General features: G+C 44.1%; 13 protein-coding genes and 29 tRNA genes. 35 read left to right on the top strand and 7 right to left on the bottom strand.

Features of this window, described 5'->3' with window-relative positions; genetic code table 11:
* Positions 1 to 24 precede the first annotated feature (24 nt).
* From lolB to HUO09_RS01280, 35 genes are all read left to right on the top strand, one after another.
* On the top strand, positions 25 to 639 hold the full coding sequence (gene lolB / locus HUO09_RS01450) for a lipoprotein insertase outer membrane protein LolB (protein ID WP_188232762.1): 615 nt from the start codon (positions 25 to 27) through the stop codon (positions 637 to 639).
* Positions 636 to 1,544: a 4-(cytidine 5'-diphospho)-2-C-methyl-D-erythritol kinase gene (ispE, locus tag HUO09_RS01445; protein WP_373563675.1), complete on the top strand. Its 909-nt coding sequence runs from the start codon at positions 636 to 638 to the stop codon at positions 1,542 to 1,544. The genes lolB and ispE overlap by 4 nt, the downstream gene beginning before the upstream one ends.
* Complete coding sequence (locus HUO09_RS01440) at positions 1,537 to 2,481, top strand: ribose-phosphate pyrophosphokinase (RefSeq protein ID WP_167412406.1); 945 nt, start codon at positions 1,537 to 1,539, stop codon at positions 2,479 to 2,481. Before ispE ends, HUO09_RS01440 begins: the two co-directional genes overlap by 8 nt.
* A 310-nt stretch (positions 2,482 to 2,791) precedes the next feature.
* On the top strand, positions 2,792 to 3,199 hold the full coding sequence (locus tag HUO09_RS01435) for an SPOR domain-containing protein (RefSeq protein WP_167412407.1): 408 nt from the start codon (positions 2,792 to 2,794) through the stop codon (positions 3,197 to 3,199).
* Positions 3,200 to 3,321: 122 nt separating this feature from the next.
* On the top strand, positions 3,322 to 3,912 hold the full coding sequence (pth, locus tag HUO09_RS01430; protein ID WP_167412408.1) for an aminoacyl-tRNA hydrolase: 591 nt from the start codon (positions 3,322 to 3,324) through the stop codon (positions 3,910 to 3,912).
* A 10-nt stretch (positions 3,913 to 3,922) separates the two neighbouring features.
* Positions 3,923 to 5,014 (top strand): redox-regulated ATPase YchF, encoded by a 1,092-nt coding sequence (gene ychF, locus HUO09_RS01425; protein ID WP_188232761.1) that lies wholly within the window; start codon positions 3,923 to 3,925, stop codon positions 5,012 to 5,014.
* Between the two features lie 291 nt (positions 5,015 to 5,305).
* Positions 5,306 to 5,382 (top strand) — tRNA-Met (locus HUO09_RS01420).
* 40 nt (positions 5,383 to 5,422) lie between these two features.
* A tRNA-Leu gene (locus HUO09_RS01415) sits at positions 5,423 to 5,507 on the top strand.
* A 26-nt stretch (positions 5,508 to 5,533) separates the two neighbouring features.
* Positions 5,534 to 5,608, top strand: a tRNA-Gln gene (locus HUO09_RS01410).
* 157 nt (positions 5,609 to 5,765) lie between these two features.
* Positions 5,766 to 5,842: transfer RNA gene (locus HUO09_RS01405), tRNA-Met, on the top strand.
* Positions 5,843 to 5,889: 47 nt separating this feature from the next.
* Positions 5,890 to 5,974: transfer RNA gene (locus HUO09_RS01400), tRNA-Leu, on the top strand.
* 25 nt (positions 5,975 to 5,999) lie between these two features.
* Positions 6,000 to 6,084 (top strand) — tRNA-Leu (locus HUO09_RS01395).
* 26 nt (positions 6,085 to 6,110) lie between these two features.
* Positions 6,111 to 6,185 (top strand) — tRNA-Gln (locus tag HUO09_RS01390).
* Positions 6,186 to 6,347: 162 nt separating this feature from the next.
* Positions 6,348 to 6,432 (top strand) — tRNA-Leu (locus HUO09_RS01385).
* Positions 6,433 to 6,444: 12 nt separating this feature from the next.
* Positions 6,445 to 6,521 (top strand) — tRNA-Met (locus HUO09_RS01380).
* A gap of 52 nt (positions 6,522 to 6,573) precedes the next feature.
* Positions 6,574 to 6,658: transfer RNA gene (locus HUO09_RS01375), tRNA-Leu, on the top strand.
* 25 nt (positions 6,659 to 6,683) lie between these two features.
* Positions 6,684 to 6,768 (top strand) — tRNA-Leu (locus HUO09_RS01370).
* A gap of 27 nt (positions 6,769 to 6,795) precedes the next feature.
* Positions 6,796 to 6,870 (top strand) — tRNA-Gln (locus HUO09_RS01365).
* A 317-nt stretch (positions 6,871 to 7,187) separates the two neighbouring features.
* Positions 7,188 to 7,272, top strand: a tRNA-Leu gene (locus HUO09_RS01360).
* A gap of 26 nt (positions 7,273 to 7,298) precedes the next feature.
* Positions 7,299 to 7,373 (top strand) — tRNA-Gln (locus tag HUO09_RS01355).
* A gap of 81 nt (positions 7,374 to 7,454) precedes the next feature.
* Positions 7,455 to 7,539 (top strand) — tRNA-Leu (locus tag HUO09_RS01350).
* Positions 7,540 to 7,565: 26 nt separating this feature from the next.
* Positions 7,566 to 7,640, top strand: a tRNA-Gln gene (locus tag HUO09_RS01345).
* Positions 7,641 to 7,721: 81 nt separating this feature from the next.
* Positions 7,722 to 7,806: transfer RNA gene (locus HUO09_RS01340), tRNA-Leu, on the top strand.
* A 26-nt stretch (positions 7,807 to 7,832) separates the two neighbouring features.
* Positions 7,833 to 7,907 (top strand) — tRNA-Gln (locus HUO09_RS01335).
* A gap of 160 nt (positions 7,908 to 8,067) precedes the next feature.
* A tRNA-Leu gene (locus HUO09_RS01330) sits at positions 8,068 to 8,152 on the top strand.
* A 26-nt stretch (positions 8,153 to 8,178) separates the two neighbouring features.
* A tRNA-Gln gene (locus tag HUO09_RS01325) sits at positions 8,179 to 8,253 on the top strand.
* A 161-nt stretch (positions 8,254 to 8,414) separates the two neighbouring features.
* Positions 8,415 to 8,499 (top strand) — tRNA-Leu (locus HUO09_RS01320).
* Between the two features lie 26 nt (positions 8,500 to 8,525).
* Positions 8,526 to 8,600 (top strand) — tRNA-Gln (locus HUO09_RS01315).
* Between the two features lie 81 nt (positions 8,601 to 8,681).
* Positions 8,682 to 8,766 (top strand) — tRNA-Leu (locus tag HUO09_RS01310).
* Between the two features lie 26 nt (positions 8,767 to 8,792).
* A tRNA-Gln gene (locus tag HUO09_RS01305) sits at positions 8,793 to 8,867 on the top strand.
* A gap of 81 nt (positions 8,868 to 8,948) precedes the next feature.
* A tRNA-Leu gene (locus tag HUO09_RS01300) sits at positions 8,949 to 9,033 on the top strand.
* A gap of 26 nt (positions 9,034 to 9,059) precedes the next feature.
* A tRNA-Gln gene (locus HUO09_RS01295) sits at positions 9,060 to 9,134 on the top strand.
* A 160-nt stretch (positions 9,135 to 9,294) separates the two neighbouring features.
* Positions 9,295 to 9,379, top strand: a tRNA-Leu gene (locus tag HUO09_RS01290).
* 26 nt (positions 9,380 to 9,405) lie between these two features.
* Positions 9,406 to 9,480: transfer RNA gene (locus HUO09_RS01285), tRNA-Gln, on the top strand.
* 160 nt (positions 9,481 to 9,640) lie between these two features.
* Positions 9,641 to 9,725: transfer RNA gene (locus tag HUO09_RS01280), tRNA-Leu, on the top strand.
* A 259-nt stretch (positions 9,726 to 9,984) separates the two neighbouring features.
* Here the strand turns inward: HUO09_RS01280 and HUO09_RS01275 are convergent.
* The 7 genes from HUO09_RS01275 to flgH form a co-directional block, all read right to left on the bottom strand.
* On the bottom strand, positions 9,985 to 11,118 hold the full coding sequence (locus HUO09_RS01275) for a flagellin (protein WP_167413844.1): 1,134 nt from the start codon (positions 11,116 to 11,118) through the stop codon (positions 9,985 to 9,987).
* A 486-nt stretch (positions 11,119 to 11,604) separates the two neighbouring features.
* Positions 11,605 to 12,744, bottom strand: coding sequence for a flagellin (locus tag HUO09_RS01270; RefSeq protein ID WP_167413845.1), 1,140 nt, complete (start codon positions 12,742 to 12,744; stop codon positions 11,605 to 11,607).
* Positions 12,745 to 13,136: 392 nt separating this feature from the next.
* Complete coding sequence (gene flgL, locus HUO09_RS01265) at positions 13,137 to 14,330, bottom strand: flagellar hook-associated protein FlgL (RefSeq protein WP_167411502.1); 1,194 nt, start codon at positions 14,328 to 14,330, stop codon at positions 13,137 to 13,139.
* Between the two features lie 12 nt (positions 14,331 to 14,342).
* Positions 14,343 to 16,217 carry a flagellar hook-associated protein FlgK gene (gene flgK / locus HUO09_RS01260; RefSeq protein WP_167411503.1) on the bottom strand — a complete coding sequence of 625 codons (1,875 nt, stop codon included), beginning with the start codon at positions 16,215 to 16,217 and terminating at the stop codon, positions 14,343 to 14,345.
* A gap of 175 nt (positions 16,218 to 16,392) precedes the next feature.
* Positions 16,393 to 17,343, bottom strand: a complete 951-nt coding sequence (flgJ, locus tag HUO09_RS01255; RefSeq protein WP_188232760.1) for a flagellar assembly peptidoglycan hydrolase FlgJ — start codon at positions 17,341 to 17,343, stop codon at positions 16,393 to 16,395.
* A 10-nt stretch (positions 17,344 to 17,353) separates the two neighbouring features.
* Positions 17,354 to 18,439 carry a flagellar basal body P-ring protein FlgI gene (locus tag HUO09_RS01250; RefSeq protein ID WP_188232759.1) on the bottom strand — a complete coding sequence of 362 codons (1,086 nt, stop codon included), beginning with the start codon at positions 18,437 to 18,439 and terminating at the stop codon, positions 17,354 to 17,356.
* Between the two features lie 115 nt (positions 18,440 to 18,554).
* Positions 18,555 to 19,334 (bottom strand): flagellar basal body L-ring protein FlgH, encoded by a 780-nt coding sequence (gene flgH / locus HUO09_RS01245; protein WP_167411555.1) that lies wholly within the window; start codon positions 19,332 to 19,334, stop codon positions 18,555 to 18,557.
* Positions 19,335 to 19,341: the final 7 nt, after the last annotated feature.

Raw genomic sequence — 19,341 nt, 5'->3', positions numbered from 1 at the left:
TTGCCGGACAAATAACGAGCAATTATGATGATAAAACCACGTATTTTCCTCATCTTGAGCTTTTTGCTGATTCTGTTTGGATGTAGTTCAACCCCTGAACCTATTGTTGATGTAGAGTGGCAAGCTCACCAACAAAAACTACAGCAAATTCAAACCTATCAAGTTATCGGCAAGATCGGCTACATCTCACCAGAGCAGCGTGAAACCTTAAATTTTCAATGGCAAAAGTCACCGAATAAGAGTCAGCTTCGTTTGACTAATTTTCTTGGTCAGACTGTATTGAGCCTTTCTATGGATACCAAGGGTGCCATAGTAGAAACTTATGATGACCAAACATTCAACGCCGCCAACGGCCAAGTATTAATTTACCAGCTTACTGGGCTGGATATTCCCATCGACGATCTTCAGGGCTGGGTACTCGGGCTACCAACAAAAGCCGATCATTTTAAGCTTAATGAAAGCAATACATTAGCTTCTCTGGACAAGGCTTCGGGTCGACAAAACTGGCATGTCGATTACACTCGATATAAAGAATTCAATTGGCAGAACGGTATTATTCCTTTGCCCGATAGAATGCAGCTCACTCAGCAACAAACGTCAATAAAACTTGTTATCTCTAAATGGATACTTACCCCATGATTTTTGGCAAAACGGTTTGGCCATCTCCTGCAAAGTTAAATCTATTTCTCTACATCACTGGCCAACGTGATAACGGCTACCACGAACTACAAACACTCTTTCAGTTTCTCAACTATGGTGATGACATCAGCATCACCGCCAACGAAAGCGGTAAAATCGTCCTTACTCCTGAACTGGAAGGCGTAAAAACAGAAGACAACCTGATTTGGAAAGCGGCAACCGCGTTGCAACAGAAAACTGGTTGTACTTTAGGTGCCGATATTGAATTAAATAAGATTTTGCCAATGGGCGGAGGCATCGGTGGTGGCTCTTCAAATGCAGCGACCGTGTTAGTCGCCTTGAATTTTTTATGGCAAACCAACCTCAGTGATGACGAACTCGCAGAAATAGGCTTAGCTCTGGGAGCCGATGTACCGGTGTTTATCCGTGGCTTTGCCGCTTTTGCTGAAGGTGTCGGCGAAGAGTTAACGCCTGTTGAAGCAGACGAAAAATGGTATTTAGTAGTACGACCGAATGTCAGCATCGCAACGAAAGATATTTTTTGCCATCCCGAATTGACCAGAAATACGCCAAAGCGAGAGCTATTAACGCTTCTTGACACTCAATACGAAAACGATTGCGAAAAAATTGTCCGAATGCTGTATCCAGAGGTTGATAAGCAACTTTCTTGGCTGCTACAATACGCGCCGTCAAGATTGACCGGTACAGGATCGTGCGTTTTTGCTGAATTTCTAAACGAAAACGATGCAAAAAATATTCTGTCCGAACTCCCTGACACCGTCTCAGCGTTTATCGCCCAAGGGCGAAATGTTTCTCCGCTTAAAGAGACACTGGCTGAATACCAAACAGCCAATCCCAATCTATTTAAAAACTGGACGCAACCCCGAGGTTTCCACCGTGCCTGATATGAAGCTATTTGCTGGTAATGCCACACCCGAACTAGCACAACGTATTGCTGATCGTCTATACATTTCTCTTGGAGATGCTACTGTTTCACGTTTCTCTGATGGAGAAGTTGCAGTACAAATCAATGAAAATGTTCGTGGTAGCGACGTATTTATCATCCAATCTACTTGTAAGCCAACCAACGACAACCTAATGGAACTCGTTGTAATGATTGATGCTATGCGTCGTGCTTCAGCAGGCCGTATTACTGCTGTTATTCCTTATTTTGGTTATGCTCGTCAGGATCGCCGTGTGCGTTCTGCTCGTGTGCCAATCACTGCAAAAGTTGTTGCAGACTTCCTTTCTAACGTTGGTGTTGACCGCGTTCTTACTATCGACCTGCACGCAGAACAAATTCAAGGTTTCTTCGATGTACCAGTAGACAACATCTTCGGTACTCCAGTTCTTCTTGAAGATATGAAAGCTCGTGGTCTAGAAGAGCCAGTGGTTGTATCTCCTGACCTAGGCGGCGTAGTTCGTGCACGTGCAACGGCTAAAGCTCTGGGTGATATCGATATCGCAATCGTCGATAAACGTCGTCCACGCGCTAACGTTTCTGAAGTAATGAATCTAATTGGTGATGTTGAAGGTCGTGACTGTGTGATCGTAGACGATATGATCGATACAGGTGGCACACTATGTAAAGCAGCCGAAGCTCTGAAAAATCGTGGCGCTAAGCGTGTATTCGCTTACGCAACTCACGCAGTATTCTCAGGTAACGCAGCGAAAAACATTAAGAACTCTGTTCTTGACCAAGTTATCATCACTGACTCAATTACTCTGTCTAAAGAAATGGCAGCAACAGGTAAAGTGACTCAGTTGACTCTATCTACAATGCTAGCAGAAGCGATTCGTCGTATTAGCAACGAAGAATCTATCTCAGCAATGTTCAACTAAGCATTGAAATGATTGTCTATAAAAAGCGCTTCATAAACGAAGCGCTTTTTTTATCTTTCCATTCGAATACCTATTCATACATTTCCACTCTCAAATTCGCAGTGTGAGATAAAGCCGCACACTTACAGTACTTCCATTCTTTCTTATATAGGTCAAATCCGAAACTGCTTATAGACTCTAGGTTTAGGGTTGATGTACTCCAGTTTTGCCAGTAGCTTCTGTTGCTTCCGAAAGTAACGAGACTCTTTCTTGTTGCTCATTGATAAGTTGCTTAGTGAAAGCGGGGTTAGTAAAGAACGTGAAGTCGAAGGTGTATAAGATTGTATCTGTAGTATTGGCAATGACATTAATGGGTTGTACACCATTGGGTTCGCAACCAGAAAGTCCTGCACAATGTGTTGGAGTGATGTCTTCAGAAGATGCCTACGGCTACATGAACCCAAACCATTACACCGTTCAAGTGCTTGCATTAAAACAAGAAAAAGACATCAAAGAGTACATACGTAACATTGACCCAACGCACCCTGTTTGGGTTAACTGGAAAACCAGTCTTGGTACACAATGGTACGCAGTCACCGCAGGTGACTTTGCTAGCAAAGATGAAGCTCGCAGCGCAATAGCGTCATTACCTCATGATGTAAAACAAGCAGAACCTTTTGTGATCAGTTTTGCTGAGATGAAACAGAAGCAACAAACTAATGTAGTTAGAATGCGCTAGGCAAAAAATGCATTCATTGCCTTCAATGAAAAGCGAATTTCACGAATCCCTTTGAGCCTCGCGCCAAAGGGATTTTTTGTGCTATCATACCGCGCTTTTTCGTTTCCTAAGGGATCCTAGCTTTGAGTCAACCTATTAAATTACTTGTCGGTCTGGCGAATCCTGGCCCAGAATATTCTAGAACTCGACACAATGCCGGTGCATGGGTCGTCGAAGAACTAGCTCGTATTCACAATATTACGTTGAAAAATGAGTCTAAATACTTCGGCTTGACTGGCCGTATTGTGGTCAATGGCGAAGATTTACGTTTGCTGATCCCAACCACTTTCATGAATTTATCCGGTAAGTCCGTTGCAGCTCTTGCGAAGTTCTACCAAATTCAACCTGAAGAGATCATGGTGGCACACGATGAACTGGATCTCCCTCCAGGGGTTGCTAAGTTCAAGAAAGGCGGTGGTCATGGCGGTCACAATGGTCTGAAAGACACTATTAGCAAACTGGGCAACAATAAAGAATTTTACCGTCTGCGGATTGGCATTGGTCATCCAGGACACAAAGATAAAGTCGCAGGCTATGTGTTAGGAAAAGCCCCTGCAAAAGAGCAGGAGCAATTAGATGCAACCGTCGATGAATCGGTTCGTTGCCTCGACATCTTGTTAAAAGATGGCCTAACGAAAGCGCAAAATCGCTTACACACGTTCAAAGCTGAATAAGGTTACAGACATGGGTTTTAAATGTGGCATTGTTGGTCTACCTAACGTTGGTAAATCAACACTTTTCAATGCTCTTACAAAAGCAGGTATCGAAGCGGCAAACTTCCCGTTTTGTACCATCGAACCAAACACTGGTGTTGTACCGGTTCCAGATCTTCGTCTAGACGCACTAGCGAAAATCGTAAATCCTGAGCGAGTTCTTCCAACAACAATGGAATTCGTGGATATCGCAGGTCTGGTTGCTGGTGCTTCTCGTGGTGAAGGTCTAGGTAACAAATTCCTAGCTAACATCCGTGAAACTGACGCGATCGGTCACGTTGTTCGTTGTTTTGAGAACGAAAACATCGTACACGTAGCAGGTAAAGTATCACCTATCGAAGACATCGAAGTGATCAACTTAGAATTGGCAATGGCTGACCTTGATTCTTGTGAACGTGCTATTCAACGTAACGCAAAGAAAGCGAAAGGTGGCGACAAAGACGCTAAGTTCGAACTCGTAGTACTTGAAAAATTGTTACCAGTATTAACTGAAGGTGGCTCTGCTCGTACTGTTGAGCTTTCTAAAGAAGAATTGGCTGCAATTGGCTACTTGAACTTCTTAACCTTAAAGCCAACCATGTACATTGCTAACGTTGCTGAAGATGGTTTCGAAAATAACCCATACTTGGATCTCGTTCGTGAGTTCGCAGCAAAAGAGAACAACGTTGTTGTTCCTGTATGTGCCGCTATTGAATCTGAGCTTTCTGAGCTTGAAGATGATGAGCGCGAAGAATTCCTAGCAGATATGGGTATCGAAGAACCGGGTCTGAACCGCGTGATTCGTGCTGGTTACGAGCTTCTAGAACTACACACTTACTTCACTGCTGGTGTTAAAGAAGTTCGTGCTTGGACAATTCCAATTGGTGCAACAGCGCCAAAAGCAGCGGGTAAAATTCACACTGACTTTGAAAAAGGTTTCATTCGCGCTGAAGTTGTCGGTTATGACGATTTTATCCAATTTAACGGTGAAAGCGGTGCGAAAGAAGCTGGTAAATGGCGACTAGAAGGTAAAGATTACATCGTTAAAGATGGCGATGTTGTTCACTTCCGTTTCAACGTTTAACCTGCATCAGACAGAATTGAATAAAAGCCAACCACTCGGTTGGCTTTTTCTTTTCTTCGGTACTTTCAAAGTAAAAAAACATGAAAATTTGCCACTATGCAAAAGTAATAAATCTGTTGTTTTGTTAGCACTTTTTGATCACAAACACGCCTCTTTGTTTAAAAAAAAGTCGAACGATGCGTTTCAGGCGATTTATTCAAAAAAACTGTTGACGCTCTGAAAGCAGATCCGCATAATGCGCACCGTTCTCAGCAATAAGGCAACTTAGTTCTGAGAACGAAAATTGGTAATGGCTACGTAGCTCAGCTGGTTAGAGCACATCACTCATAATGATGGGGTCACAGGTTCGAATCCCGTCGTAGCCACCATTTCCTAAGTGCTTTCATTAAAGAGCCTTTAGGAAATAATGCGGAAGTGGCGAAATTGGTAGACGCACCAGATTTAGGTTCTGGCGCCGCAAGGTGTGAGAGTTCAAGTCTCTCCTTCCGCACCATTATTTAGATGAGAAATCATCGCTGTAGGTCTATCGCCAAGCGGTAAGGCAGCGGCTTTTGATGCCGCCATTCCCTGGTTCGAATCCAGGTAGACCTGCCATTACACTCAAAATAGCGGTTAGTGTGGTTTTTAATACCTCTGTCTATTCCCCAGCTTCGGCTCAAGGTAGACCTGCCACTATTTAATAGTTTCAGTATTTGAAAATTTATTGGAACTCGTAGCGAGTTTATATTATATTGTCTCGCTCAAAAATGATGGCTACGTAGCTCAGCTGGTTAGAGCACATCACTCATAATGATGGGGTCACAGGTTCGAATCCCGTCGTAGCCACCACTTATTCTAGTTGTTTGCATAAGCAAGTGACTTTAGATATCCGAGATGCGGAAGTGGCGAAATTGGTAGACGCACCAGATTTAGGTTCTGGCGCCGCAAGGTGTGAGAGTTCAAGTCTCTCCTTCCGCACCATATTTCTCGATATCTTAAAAGTTTTGCGGAAATGGCGAAATTGGTAGACGCACCAGATTTAGGTTCTGGCGCCGCAAGGTGTGAGAGTTCAAGTCTCTCTTTCCGCACCATTATTCAGATGAGCAATCATCTCTGCAGGTCTATCGCCAAGCGGTAAGGCAGCGGCTTTTGATGCCGCCATTCCCTGGTTCGAATCCAGGTAGACCTGCCATTACAATTAAGATAGTGGTTAGTAAGGCTTCGATGCCCCATCTATTCTCCCTGTTTCGACTTCGAGGTAGACCTGCCACTATTTAAAGTGCTTTGTTTTAAATAACAGATCACTACAACGATTAGCTGAAGACCAATATTCGGTTAATCTACAGATTAAGATGCGGAAGTGGCGAAATTGGTAGACGCACCAGATTTAGGTTCTGGCGCCGCAAGGTGTGAGAGTTCAAGTCTCTCCTTCCGCACCATTATTTATTGTTGGCTACGTAGCTCAGCTGGTTAGAGCACATCACTCATAATGATGGGGTCACAGGTTCGAATCCCGTCGTAGCCACCATTTCCTAAGTGCTTTTTTGAAACAACAGTTTCAAGAGTCTTTAGGAAATAATGCGGAAATGGCGAAATTGGTAGACGCACCAGATTTAGGTTCTGGCGCCGCAAGGTGTGAGAGTTCAAGTCTCTCCTTCCGCACCATATTTCTCGATATCTTAAAAGTTATGCGGAAATGGCGAAATTGGTAGACGCACCAGATTTAGGTTCTGGCGCCGCAAGGTGTGAGAGTTCAAGTCTCTCTTTCCGCACCATTATTTAAGATGAGTAATCATCTCTGCAGGTCTATCGCCAAGCGGTAAGGCAGCGGCTTTTGATGCCGCCATTCCCTGGTTCGAATCCAGGTAGACCTGCCATTACAATTAAGATAGTGGTTAGTAAGGCTTCGATGCTCCATCTATTCTCCCTGTTTCGACTTCGAGGTAGACCTGCCATTACAATTAAGATAGTGGGTAGTAAGGCTTCGATGCCCCATCTACTCTCCCTGTTGCGACTTCGAGGTAGACCTGCCATTACAATTAAGATAGTGGGTAGTAAGGCTTCGATGCCCCATCTATTCTCCCTGTTTCGACTTCGAGGTAGACCTGCCATTATTTAGAGTGTTTTGTTTAAATGACAGATCACTACAACGATTAATTGAAGACCAATATTCAGTTAATCTACAGATTAAGTTGCGGAAGTGGCGAAATTGGTAGACGCACCAGATTTAGGTTCTGGCGCCGCAAGGTGTGAGAGTTCAAGTCTCTCCTTCCGCACCATTATTCAGATGAGCAATCATCTCTGCAGGTCTATCGCCAAGCGGTAAGGCAGCGGCTTTTGATGCCGCCATTCCCTGGTTCGAATCCAGGTAGACCTGCCATTATTGGTAAATAGCTGGTTTTAGACGAGTTATTACAACAATTAGTTGAACGCTGAATTCAATTAATCTACAGATTAAGATGCGGAAGTGGCGAAATTGGTAGACGCACCAGATTTAGGTTCTGGCGCCGCAAGGTGTGAGAGTTCAAGTCTCTCCTTCCGCACCATTATTCAGATGAGCAATCATCTCTGCAGGTCTATCGCCAAGCGGTAAGGCAGCGGCTTTTGATGCCGCCATTCCCTGGTTCGAATCCAGGTAGACCTGCCATTATTGGTAAATAGCTGGTTTTAGACGAGTTATTACAACAATTAGTTGAACGCTGAATTCAGTTAATCTACAGATTAAGATGCGGAAGTGGCGAAATTGGTAGACGCACCAGATTTAGGTTCTGGCGCCGCAAGGTGTGAGAGTTCAAGTCTCTCCTTCCGCACCATTATTCAGATGAGCAATCATCTCTGCAGGTCTATCGCCAAGCGGTAAGGCAGCGGCTTTTGATGCCGCCATTCCCTGGTTCGAATCCAGGTAGACCTGCCATTACAATTAAGATAGTGGTTAGTAAGGCTTCGATGCTCCATCTATTCTCCCTGTTTCGACTTCGAGGTAGACCTGCCACTATTTAAGTGCTTTGTTTAAATTACAGATCACTACAACGATTAATTGAAGACCAATATTCAGTTAATCTACAGATTAAGTTGCGGAAGTGGCGAAATTGGTAGACGCACCAGATTTAGGTTCTGGCGCCGCAAGGTGTGAGAGTTCAAGTCTCTCCTTCCGCACCATTATTTAGATGAGCAATCATCTCTGTAGGTCTATCGCCAAGCGGTAAGGCAGCGGCTTTTGATGCCGCCATTCCCTGGTTCGAATCCAGGTAGACCTGCCATTACAATTAAGATAGTGGTTAGTAAGGCTTTGATGCCCCATCTATTCTCCCTGTTTCGACTTCGAGGTAGACCTGCCATTATTTAGAGTGTTTTGTTTAAATGACAGATCACTACAACGATTAATTGAAGACCAATATTCAGTTAATCTACAGATTAAGTTGCGGAAGTGGCGAAATTGGTAGACGCACCAGATTTAGGTTCTGGCGCCGCAAGGTGTGAGAGTTCAAGTCTCTCCTTCCGCACCATTATTCAGATGAGCAATCATCTCTGCAGGTCTATCGCCAAGCGGTAAGGCAGCGGCTTTTGATGCCGCCATTCCCTGGTTCGAATCCAGGTAGACCTGCCATTATTGGTAAATAGCTGGTTTTAGACGAGTTATTACAACAATTAGTTGAACGCTGAATTCAATTAATCTACAGATTAAGATGCGGAAGTGGCGAAATTGGTAGACGCACCAGATTTAGGTTCTGGCGCCGCAAGGTGTGAGAGTTCAAGTCTCTCCTTCCGCACCATTATTCAGATGAGCAATCATCTCTGCAGGTCTATCGCCAAGCGGTAAGGCAGCGGCTTTTGATGCCGCCATTCCCTGGTTCGAATCCAGGTAGACCTGCCATTATTGGTAAATAGCTGGTTTTAGACGAGTTATTACAACAATTAGTTGAACGCTGAATTCAATTAATTTACAGATTAAGATGCGGAAGTGGCGAAATTGGTAGACGCACCAGATTTAGGTTCTGGCGCCGCAAGGTGTGAGAGTTCAAGTCTCTCCTTCCGCACCATTATTCAGATGAGCAATCATCTCTGCAGGTCTATCGCCAAGCGGTAAGGCAGCGGCTTTTGATGCCGCCATTCCCTGGTTCGAATCCAGGTAGACCTGCCATTACAATTAAGATAGTGGTTAGTAAGGCTTCGATGCTCCATCTATTCTCCCTGTTTCGACTTCGAGGTAGACCTGCCACTATTTAAGTGCTTTGTTTAAATTACAGATCACTACAACGATTAATTGAAGACCAATATTCAGTTAATCTACAGATTAAGATGCGGAAGTGGCGAAATTGGTAGACGCACCAGATTTAGGTTCTGGCGCCGCAAGGTGTGAGAGTTCAAGTCTCTCCTTCCGCACCATTATTCAGATGAGCAATCATCTCTGCAGGTCTATCGCCAAGCGGTAAGGCAGCGGCTTTTGATGCCGCCATTCCCTGGTTCGAATCCAGGTAGACCTGCCATTACAATTAAGATAGTGGTTAGTAAGGCTTCGATGCTCCATCTATTCTCCCTGTTTCGACTTCGAGGTAGACCTGCCACTATTTAAGTGCTTTGTTTAAATTACAGATCACTACAACGATTAATTGAAGACCAATATTCAGTTAATCTACAGATTAAGTTGCGGAAGTGGCGAAATTGGTAGACGCACCAGATTTAGGTTCTGGCGCCGCAAGGTGTGAGAGTTCAAGTCTCTCCTTCCGCACCATCATAATAAAACCCAGCTTAGGCTGGGTTTTGTTTTATCTGCGTGATAACTTTCGTCTGCTTATGTCTTCATTTCATCGTCTGGCGTTTCGATAACAGCTTTAATCAACTTATCTAGTCAGGCAGTTATTTCACCCTTACCCTCTTCTTCTTTTAGCAAATACTCCTTCATAAAAGCGGTAACAATAAAAATGAAGCTTTTCTAGGTATAAAAAATCCAGCCGAAGCTGGATTCTTCATTACCACAAATCTACTAGCTATTAGCCAAGAAGAGCCAAAGCAGAGTTTGGAGCTTGTTTTGCTTGTGCCAATACCGTGCTTGAAGCTTGAGAAAGAATTTGCGACTTGGTTAATGACGTTGTTTCTTTCGCGAAATCAGTGTCTTTGATTCGGCTCTTAGAAGCATTTACGTTTTCGTTAATGTTTTCTAAGTTGCTGATTGCATGATTAAAGCGGTTTTGGAATGCACCCAACTCAGCTCGATGACTATCAACAAACTTCAGTGCTGCATCCACAATCGCTACAGATTGCTGAGCACCACCAACACTGGTCACATCAATATCTTTAACGGTAACGTCTTTACCTTCACCAAAGCCCAATTCACCGGCAAGGCTGCCACCAAACGTCGCTTGGCCTTCCACTTTGTCTGCCGCCGTAAACAGCTGTAGCTTGCCGTCTTCATCGACAGAAGCTTTCACCATATCTGTTTGACCATTTATGTAAGTGGCTAACTCTTCAATATCATCGCCTGATTTAGCATTGATAGAGATGGTTTTCTCACCTTCATATTTGTCATTAAGAGTAATCGTCAGATCATTACTTCCAGACTTAACAGCCCAGTCTTTACCTTGACCGTTTTCTGCTTTGTAACTCACGCCACCCATTTTCTGGTTATCACTGCGCATATTGTTCAGTGAAAGCATGACTGCCTCACCGCTATCCGCGCCAATCTGGAATGACTTAGTATCAAAGGTACCATTGAGAAGCTTACCACCGGCAAATGAAGTGGTTTCGGCGATACGGTTAAGTTCGTCATTCATTGACGAGATTTCTTCCTGAATCGCTACTCGCTCAGACTTTGAGTTTGAGCCGTTCGCTGCTTGCAATGATAAGTCACGAACACGTTGTAGAATGTTCGTTGTTTCATTCATCGCACCTTCAGCAGTTTGAGCAATAGAAATACCATCGTTCGCATTGCGTACAGCAACATCAAAGCCTCGGCTTTGCACATTCAGACGGTTTGAGATCTGTAGACCTGCAGCGTCATCTTTTGCACTGTTGATCTTTGAACCTGATGACAAACGCTCCATAGACGTTTGCTGAGCAGATGTAGCACTGTTCAAATATCGCTGTGCTGTCATTGCTGACACATTAGTATTTACGTTCACTGACATAGTTGTCTCTCCTAGATTTTTCTGCGAAGCGGAACTTCGAATGCGGTTTCCGACGTCTCGAAAAACCAATTTGTTCTCTCAAAGTTATCTCTGTTAGCGGCCCACAAGAGAATACCTTTAGAAAAATTAAGGATTTAGCGAAAATATGCGACGTGACTGACACAGAATTGTCAGTGCCAGAGGATACAGACGAGATAAATGTAAGGTTTAGCTTAAAAAGATCGGATGTTGCGCTGAAGGAAATGATGAATTACAGGCAAAAGAAAAGCCCCTTTTCCTTTGAGAGAACTGGGGCTGTTTGTGGTAGCCAAGCCATGTTGAGATCAAGAGAAATGAACACATTTAGGCTTACCGGGGCGTATGAGTATTATCCGGTGGCAGACAGGGTGTAGATTGAGAGAGCCTGCCACTTTCTAATAAACATACTTTGCCAAAGGGTCTTCAATACATGCCTACGTCTAGACTTATTAATGAAGAGTCCTAAAACTACTGCAATAGTGTAATTGCAGAGTTTGGCAACTGTTTTGCTTGAGCGAGAATCGAGGTACCCGCTTGTTGCAGAATTTGAGATTTAGTAAGTTGCGTTGTTTCCTTCGCAAAATCTGTATCTTTAATACGGCTCTTAGATGCTTCCACGTTTTCTTGGATGTTCGCCAAGTTACTAATACTGTGGCTTAAACGGTTTTGTTTCGCACCCAGGTCAGCACGTTGTGAATCAACGTACTTCAACGCCGCATCGACAATACCAACAGCGTTTTGAGAACCACCCACTGTTGTTACATCAATATCTTGTACTGTAGTGTATTTGCCGCTTTCAGTACTCAAACCAAGTTCACCAGCTAAACTGCCACCGATGTTGAAGTCTTGTGCCAAATCCGGTTCAGCAATGAAGATTTGAAGCTTGCCATCTTCGTCTACTGACGCTTTAAACACATCTGTTTGACCATTGATATAGGTCGCGACCTCTTCAATATCATCGCCGACTTTCGCTTGAACACTTACCGTCTTTGGCTCACCGTCTTTACCTGTGAACTCGAAAGTCAGTTCATTTGCGTTGGCAGGTACGCCCCAGTCTTTTGTCTTACCTTGCTCTGATACGTACGCCATACCACCCATGCGAGGTTCATCAGCACGGATGCTGGTTAAGCCCATGATGATTGCTTCACCAGAACTAGAGCCGATCTGGAATGATGCCTCACCAAATGAACCGTTAAGCAGTTTACGACCACCGAATGATGTAGTTTCTGCGATACGGTTTAATTCGTCTTGCAGTGCTGACACCTCTTCGTTAAGCGCTTTACGCTCAGATAAAGAGTTGGTGCCGTTCGCTGATTGCAAAGAAAGGTCACGTATACGTTGTAGGATACTGGTTGACTCATTCATTGCACCTTCCGCAGTCTGTGCAATCGAAATACCGTCGTTGGCATTGCGCATTGCTACATCTAGACCACGAGACTGAGCAGTCAAACGGTTAGAGATTTGTAGGCCCGCTGCATCGTCTTTCGCACTGTTGATGCGGTTACCAGACGACAAGCGCTCCATAGATGTGTTTAGCTCGCCAGTCGCTTTGTTTAGATAACGCTGCGCAGTCATTGCCGACACGTTGGTATTTACATTAATGGTCATAGTTTGCTCTCCTATCGAGTCCGCAAGTATTTTGCGAAGCGGTCAGCTTTACTCTTTGGAAGCACTGACCGTAAATAACTTGCTAAATCTGCAACATGTGCCGATTTAAAAAATTGTTTAATTAACACTCGTATTGATAATTCAATATGTATGCCAACTTTGAAATTAAGTAAAATTATTTATTAAAAACACTAAATTTCAAATAGTTACCTACAAATTTCATCCAATACAATTGGGAAATCTAGAGATTCATAGCCAGCGGCAATCATTAATTGCCGCACACTTGCCGCTTTACTATTGATTAATTCGCAATCAATAAACGAAGTGGCAATCGTACCTTCATCAATCACACTTCACTTTGCTCATATGGCATTGCACATATGGCATTCAAGTTAGATGTAATTAAATAGGTTTAAATCTTTGGTTTTACCGAATGCTTGCTGTGAAGCTTGCAATGCTCGGGAATTTTCGTTGAATTCAATCACGGCCTCTGCGTAATCCAAGTCTTCAAACTGACTTTTTGACTTCGCTAAACTGATTTTGAAATCTTCGTGTTGCTCTTCTTGAATATCTAAAGTACTCAAGCTGGCACCGATATTGGTGTGCGATTTGTTCAAATGAATAAAAGCTTTATGCAGCTCTTCTACCACTTGATGTAATTTCGCTGTCGAAGAAGCGTCTGAAACGGAGCCAGATGAATACTCAATCGCATCTTTGAAACTGTCGAAAATACTGAAGGTTTTACGTGGCTCGATAGTTATAGAGTCACCTTTGGTGATCTGACCTTTAACAGCAATTGTTAAACCTTCAAATTGGATACCGGTTTTGCCATCAAACTCATCGGCCTGCACGATGCTGCCGTTGCGTTCAAGTTGATAACCAAACTTGCCGTTATCCATGTCAACGAATGTCACCTTGTAGCTCGAGTTATCATCAACATTGCTGTTGGTCGCGCGTTCAAGCAGTAACTCTGAACCTTCTTGCAAATCGTAATTCGGTTCGTAATCACCAAACGGGTTCTCAATCTCCATAAAGATTTTGCTACCCGGTGTGTTAAACGGAATCTCTAAGCTATTGGAAATTTTCATTTTTCTCTGATAGTCATCACCAGAATAAGTTACGTTACCTGCGTTATCGCGGAAAAACGGCTGATTCTTTGGCTTTGTACCAGCAAAAATGTAGTTGCCCATCTCATCTTGCACATTCGCAAGGTTAATGAAGTTATTTGAGATCTCTTGGATTTGACGAGCTATAGCCCCTCGGTCTTCTGGTGAAAGAGAACCGTTGATCATTTCCATGACATTACGCTTGGCTTTATCAGCAAATTCTTCCGCATTACTCACAATCACTTCCTGATGCTCAAGACGGTTTCGAACCAAAGTAATGGCATCCAAGTATTGGCGTAGCTGCTCTTCTTGCTGAGTCACGTTCTGAATGTAATGTGTCGCGAGCGGGTTATCCGCTGCCGACAATAGCTTCTTACCAGACGCCAATTGCGCTTGGTTATGGTGAACTTTCGATTCTTGACGACGCATGTCGTTTTGCACAGATTGATAGTTATGGAAGCTAGAAATTCGAGTTAACATTTAATCTCCCTCCTATCTCAACTGCAGAATAGTGTTAAACGTATCGTTCGACGCTTGGATGATACGAGACGAAGCCATATAGGCTTGTTGAAACTTCATCATGTTTGCCGCTTCTTCATCCAGGTTCACCCCAGATACGGAAGCAATACGTTCTTGTGCAGATTGCTTTTCTAAACGAGAAACGTCAGTTAGACGTGAAGCAGTCGACAGCTTCAAACCAAAATCTGTATTGAGGTTGTGATACAGATCGATGATGGTCGAGTTGTTATCGTTCATCTCTTTATTGGTCTGAATGTTGATCATTTTACGTAAGTTGCCGTTGTCACCTTCTGACGCAACAAGGTTTGCCGTAAATTTATCATCCGGCAATGCACCGCCGGTGAGTTCAAAAATAGTGCCCTGAACCTCAACAGGCCCTGAAGGCGGATACTCTTGCGGTTCCAGTAAGATGTTGCCTTTTGTATCGGTAACGGCAAACTGGTCACCTAAAGGAGAGACAACCACTTCAAACTCACGTACAGCACCGGCTTCAAGAATTTTGAATTTGGCTTTGCCTTGGGCTAACGTGGTCGATGCTTCATAACTTTGAGCGGCAATTTTTGCCGGGTCGTTGGTGACAAGCTTAATGTCTTTTGCACCACTACGAGTTGGGCGCAAAATGACGCGCTCACCCGTCTGCGGATCATTGTTGATTTGAATGCGCATACCATCGATGAAAATATTGCCGCGAGATTCCTCAGCAATCACCTGTTCTCCGCTAGGACGCGTAACCACATAATCACTGCCGTTGTATGAGAGCGAGTACTCACCACCCGTGAGCTGGCTAATATCATCAATGTAAACGGCAATGTCTGCTTCTGAATCACTAGGGGTGACAACACGTTCGCGAGCGGCAACGTCTGAGTTCACATCGGTAAAGATGTTATGCCCCACATCACCGCGTAGGTCCAAACCTTGCCATTGCAACTTATTGACTTCATAAGAGAACGATGTCGCTAAACGTCCGATTTCATCCATAACGTAAGGAATGTGCTCATCACGCATATCCATTAACGCGCCAATTTTGCCGCCAATGTCTTTTGACGTAATCGGTTTGATACCATTGCCTTCAACCATTGCAAGACGGCGTTGTTTAACGTCCGGATAACCGTCCATCATTTTTAACTGACTTGCTTCAGTGCCAGAAACTAAGGTATGCCCATTGCCGATATGGATATTAAATCCTTCCGCATTTTTACGAGGAGTAACGGTTACATTGGTGTACTCAGAAAGCTCTGCCACCAGCTTTTCATGCTGGTCCATCAAATCGTTGTGAGGCCCCGGAACTTTCATCATCAAGCGTTGCAAGTCACGGATTTCAATCGCGATTTGGTTGATACGCTCAATACCAACATCGAGGCCTTTATTGGTCACATCGTATTGACGGCGTACGGTCTCATGGAAATCATTGAGGTTTTGAGAAATCAGATTCGCTTTCTCAAGCACCACTTTACGAGCGCCCACATCATTCGGGGAATCTGCTAGTGATTTCACCGCATCAAACCACTCGTTAAGGTTCTCAGGAATTTTTTTAGACGCAACAGAGGAGAGCAGTTTGGATAACATATCTAGGTTCTGCTCGGTATCGCTCTTAAATGCGTATTCGGAAGTGGCAATGTTCAGCTCTTTAACGGCAAACTGATCCCATGAGCGGCGAACATTGTCCACATGTACGCCCATACCATAGGTTTGTCCACCGTATTGGCGAGGCATATTGGTCCCTTGGATCACAGACTGACGGCTGTAACCCTCTGTATTAACATTAGAAATGTTATGACCTGTTGTATTGAGTTGTCTCTGAGCGGTTAATACGCTTTGCGTACCCACATTCAGAAGATCAGACGCCATACTGCCCCCAAAAACTATAAAAACATCAGTGTTCACTGACTATCTAAAGGGTATAAAGCAACATGTATGCCAGTTTTATTTATTGGAGGTAACTCGAGGAAATATAAAGAAGAAATAAGAAATCGGTTGAAGCAGAAAGACAAAAAACCGGAGTATTTACTCCGGCTTTCACTGTTTATAGCTCGCCCATTTGGTCGATTTGAGATTTTACTCTGAGCACTTTGTCTGCGTACTCTGGGTCCGTTGCGTATCCCGCTTTGTGAATACCACGGATGAACTCTTCGTTGCTACCTTGATGATTCAGTGCAGTGGTGTAGCGAGGGTTCTTTTCTAGGAAACGAACATAATCGTTAAAGCTGTCTTGGAAAGAGTTATACGAACGGAATGCCGCTTTTTCCATAACTGGTGTGTTGTGGTGGTACTCCAAAGTCTGAGTCGCCACCTTGTTTCCTTGCCAACTGCGATCCGCTTTGATGTTGAAGAGGTTATTACTGCTACCTCGAGCATTTTTAACCACTTTCTGCCCCCAGCCTGTTTCTAATGCCGCTTGAGCAATAAGTAGAGAGGCATCAATGCCCAACGCTTTTGCCGCTTTATCCGCATAAGGTTTCAGTGAAGAAACAAACGAACGTGGTGATTCAAAGTTTGCCGCTTGTTCTGCCTTAGTTTCACTAGCAGCAGTGTTATTCACCATCGTGAGTTCACTGTCTTCACCAGCTTCAGCGCTGTTTGCCGCGGCTTCGCGAGAACGTTCTACACGGCGCATCGCTTCTTGGAATCCATCTTCACCGCCAGCTTGTGATTTCTCACCTGCAGACAGTTGAGCCACAATCATATCCGCTAAACCAAGCGAACCCGATGAGCTCAGTTCACTGGTCATCTGCTCATCAAGCATCTGGCGATAGAAATCTTCATTCTGGCTGTTAAACAGTTCCGATTTGAAGCTAGAGTTTGCATCACGCATAGACTTCAGCATCATGTTGGTAAAGATCGACTCAAACTGGCGAGCGGCTGCCGTTAACGCTTCTTTCTCTGATTTATCATCACCACCTACAGCCTGCTGACGCAGTTTATCTAGGCTGGCAATATCGTGAACAAAACCAATATCGTTAGAGTTATTAATCATCTTAAGCCCCTTAGATAATGATCAACTGACCTTCAATAGCACCTGCTTGCTTAAGCGCTTGCAAAATTGCCATTAAATCTGAAGGCGCTGCGCCGACTTCGTTTACTGCACGAACAAGTTCATCTAAAGTCACGCCCGGCTCAAGTTTGAACATCTTGCCTTGTTTCTCTTGTACATCGATAGTTGAATTAGGAACAACCACGGTTTGACCGCCAGAGAAAGCATTAGGTTGGCTGACATTGAGATTCTCTTTGATTGCCACTGTCATACCACCGTGTGTGACTGCCGCAGGTTTTAGGCGAACATGCTGTCCCACAACAATTGTTCCAGTACGAGAGTTAACAATGATCTTTGCCGAACCGTCTGCTGGGTTAAATTCTAAGTTTTCAATCGCAGAAAGAAACGCTACTCGCTGGCTCACATCACGAGGTGCACGAACACGTACAGATGCAGCATCAACCGCTGATGCCATTTGAGGACCAAGGAAATTATTCACTGCATCAGCCATACGCTGAGCAGTAGTAAAATCCGATTCCATCAAGTTGAAAGTAATAAAATCGCCGCGCCCAAATGGTGTTGGTACTTCACGTTCTACAATCGCACCGCCAGAAATCATACCGACAGCTGGGTTATTACCCACTATTTTTGAACCGTCAGCACCTGAAGCACTAAAACCGCTAACGACTAAGTTGCCTTGCGCTACAGCGTAAACCTGCCCATCCAAACCTTTTAAGAAAGTCTGCATTAGCGTGCCACCACGTAAGCTTTTTGCCGAACCAATCGAAGACACCGTAATATCGACCGTTTGTCCCTGCTTTGAAAACGCGGGTAAATCGGCAGTCACAATAACAGCGGCAACGTTTTTGGTTTTCGGCTTAGTGCCAGGTGGCAATTGAATGCCGAAGCTTTGCAGCATGGCATTGAAGCTTTGATCGGTGAAAGGTGTGGATTCACCTGTGCCCGGCAAACCAGTCACCAAACCGTAGCCCACTAATTGGTTACTACGCACACCTGCTACTTGAGCAACATCTTTGATGCGAGCAGCGTTGGCGCTTACTGTCACTAGCATCATCAATAACAAAGTGAGTTTTTTCATTGTGGGTTACCGTTAACGTTAGGTCTGCCGACCTGAGTTCAAAAAACAAATGAGGCCAATTAGGCCTCATCGATATCAACTTAATTCTGTCAATTCTTCGACTGTAGAGCTTAATCTACAGAGACACATTAAAAAATCGTGCCAAGAATCCAGGTTCTTGCATATCTTGGTTCGTTCCGGTACCAGAATATTGAATTCGAGCATTAGAAATACGGGTTGAAGCGATGGTGTTATCAAAATCGATATCGTCAGGACGAATGGTGCCACTTAAACGAATGTATTCATCACCAGTATTAAAGGTTAACCATTTTTCGCCGCGAATCACTAGGTTACCGTTTGCCAGTACTTCAATCACTTCTACTGTAATTGAACCTGAGAGACTGTTGCTCTGGTTGGCTGCAGCACTGCCGCTGAATTTATTGTCATTTTTCAAAGCGTAGGAGAAGTTATATTCACCTACGGTTAAATCTTTCCCGCCAACAGCGAGAGGATCCATGGAAGCATCGTTCGTTTTATTCAAATCTGCATCAGCACTCTTTGCCGCTTTGGTTTTCTCATCCAAATTAACAGTAATGATGTCACCGATTCCTCGAGGCTTAGAGTCATCGTATAAGCTACTTGAGTTCGCTAAATTAAATAGTGACCCCGTCTCTGCCGCATAATGTTCAGGCTTGGCTTTAGGGTGAATAGGAGCCCATGCAGGATCACCAGCAACAGGATCAGTACGTTTACGTAGCGTATCCACCAGCCCTGAATCACTCTCGGTGGACTTATCACCTTCCACTGCATCGACAACTGTGGTACCAGCAGTCACATCTGAGGTTTCGATCTCTTCTGGAAGTAGTCCACAGCCAGAAACCGTCAAAACAAAAATTAGGCTAAGTAAACGTTTCATCATCACA

Source organism: Vibrio sp. Y2-5 (assembly GCF_014596725.1).
GTDB lineage: Bacteria > Pseudomonadota > Gammaproteobacteria > Enterobacterales > Vibrionaceae > Vibrio.
This window is presented reverse-complemented; position numbering and strand designations above follow the sequence as displayed.

Excerpts from the sequence above, each read along its gene's own strand:
- lolB (WP_188232762.1), top strand. The coding sequence starts at position 25 with ATGATGATAAAACCACGTATTTTCCTCATCTTGAGCTTTTTGCTGATT.
- ispE (WP_373563675.1), top strand. The coding sequence starts at position 636 with ATGATTTTTGGCAAAACGGTTTGGCCATCTCCTGCAAAGTTAAATCTA.
- ychF (WP_188232761.1), top strand. The coding sequence starts at position 3,923 with ATGGGTTTTAAATGTGGCATTGTTGGTCTACCTAACGTTGGTAAATCA.
- HUO09_RS01275 (WP_167413844.1), bottom strand. The coding sequence starts at position 11,118 with ATGTCAGTGAACGTAAATACTAATGTGTCAGCAATGACAGCACAGCGA.
- HUO09_RS01270 (WP_167413845.1), bottom strand. The coding sequence starts at position 12,744 with ATGACCATTAATGTAAATACCAACGTGTCGGCAATGACTGCGCAGCGT.
- flgL (WP_167411502.1), bottom strand. The coding sequence starts at position 14,330 with ATGTTAACTCGAATTTCTAGCTTCCATAACTATCAATCTGTGCAAAAC.
- flgK (WP_167411503.1), bottom strand. The coding sequence starts at position 16,217 with ATGGCGTCTGATCTTCTGAATGTGGGTACGCAAAGCGTATTAACCGCT.
- flgJ (WP_188232760.1), bottom strand. The coding sequence starts at position 17,343 with ATGATTAATAACTCTAACGATATTGGTTTTGTTCACGATATTGCCAGC.
- HUO09_RS01250 (WP_188232759.1), bottom strand. The coding sequence starts at position 18,439 with ATGAAAAAACTCACTTTGTTATTGATGATGCTAGTGACAGTAAGCGCC.
- flgH (WP_167411555.1), bottom strand. The coding sequence starts at position 19,334 with ATGAAACGTTTACTTAGCCTAATTTTTGTTTTGACGGTTTCTGGCTGT.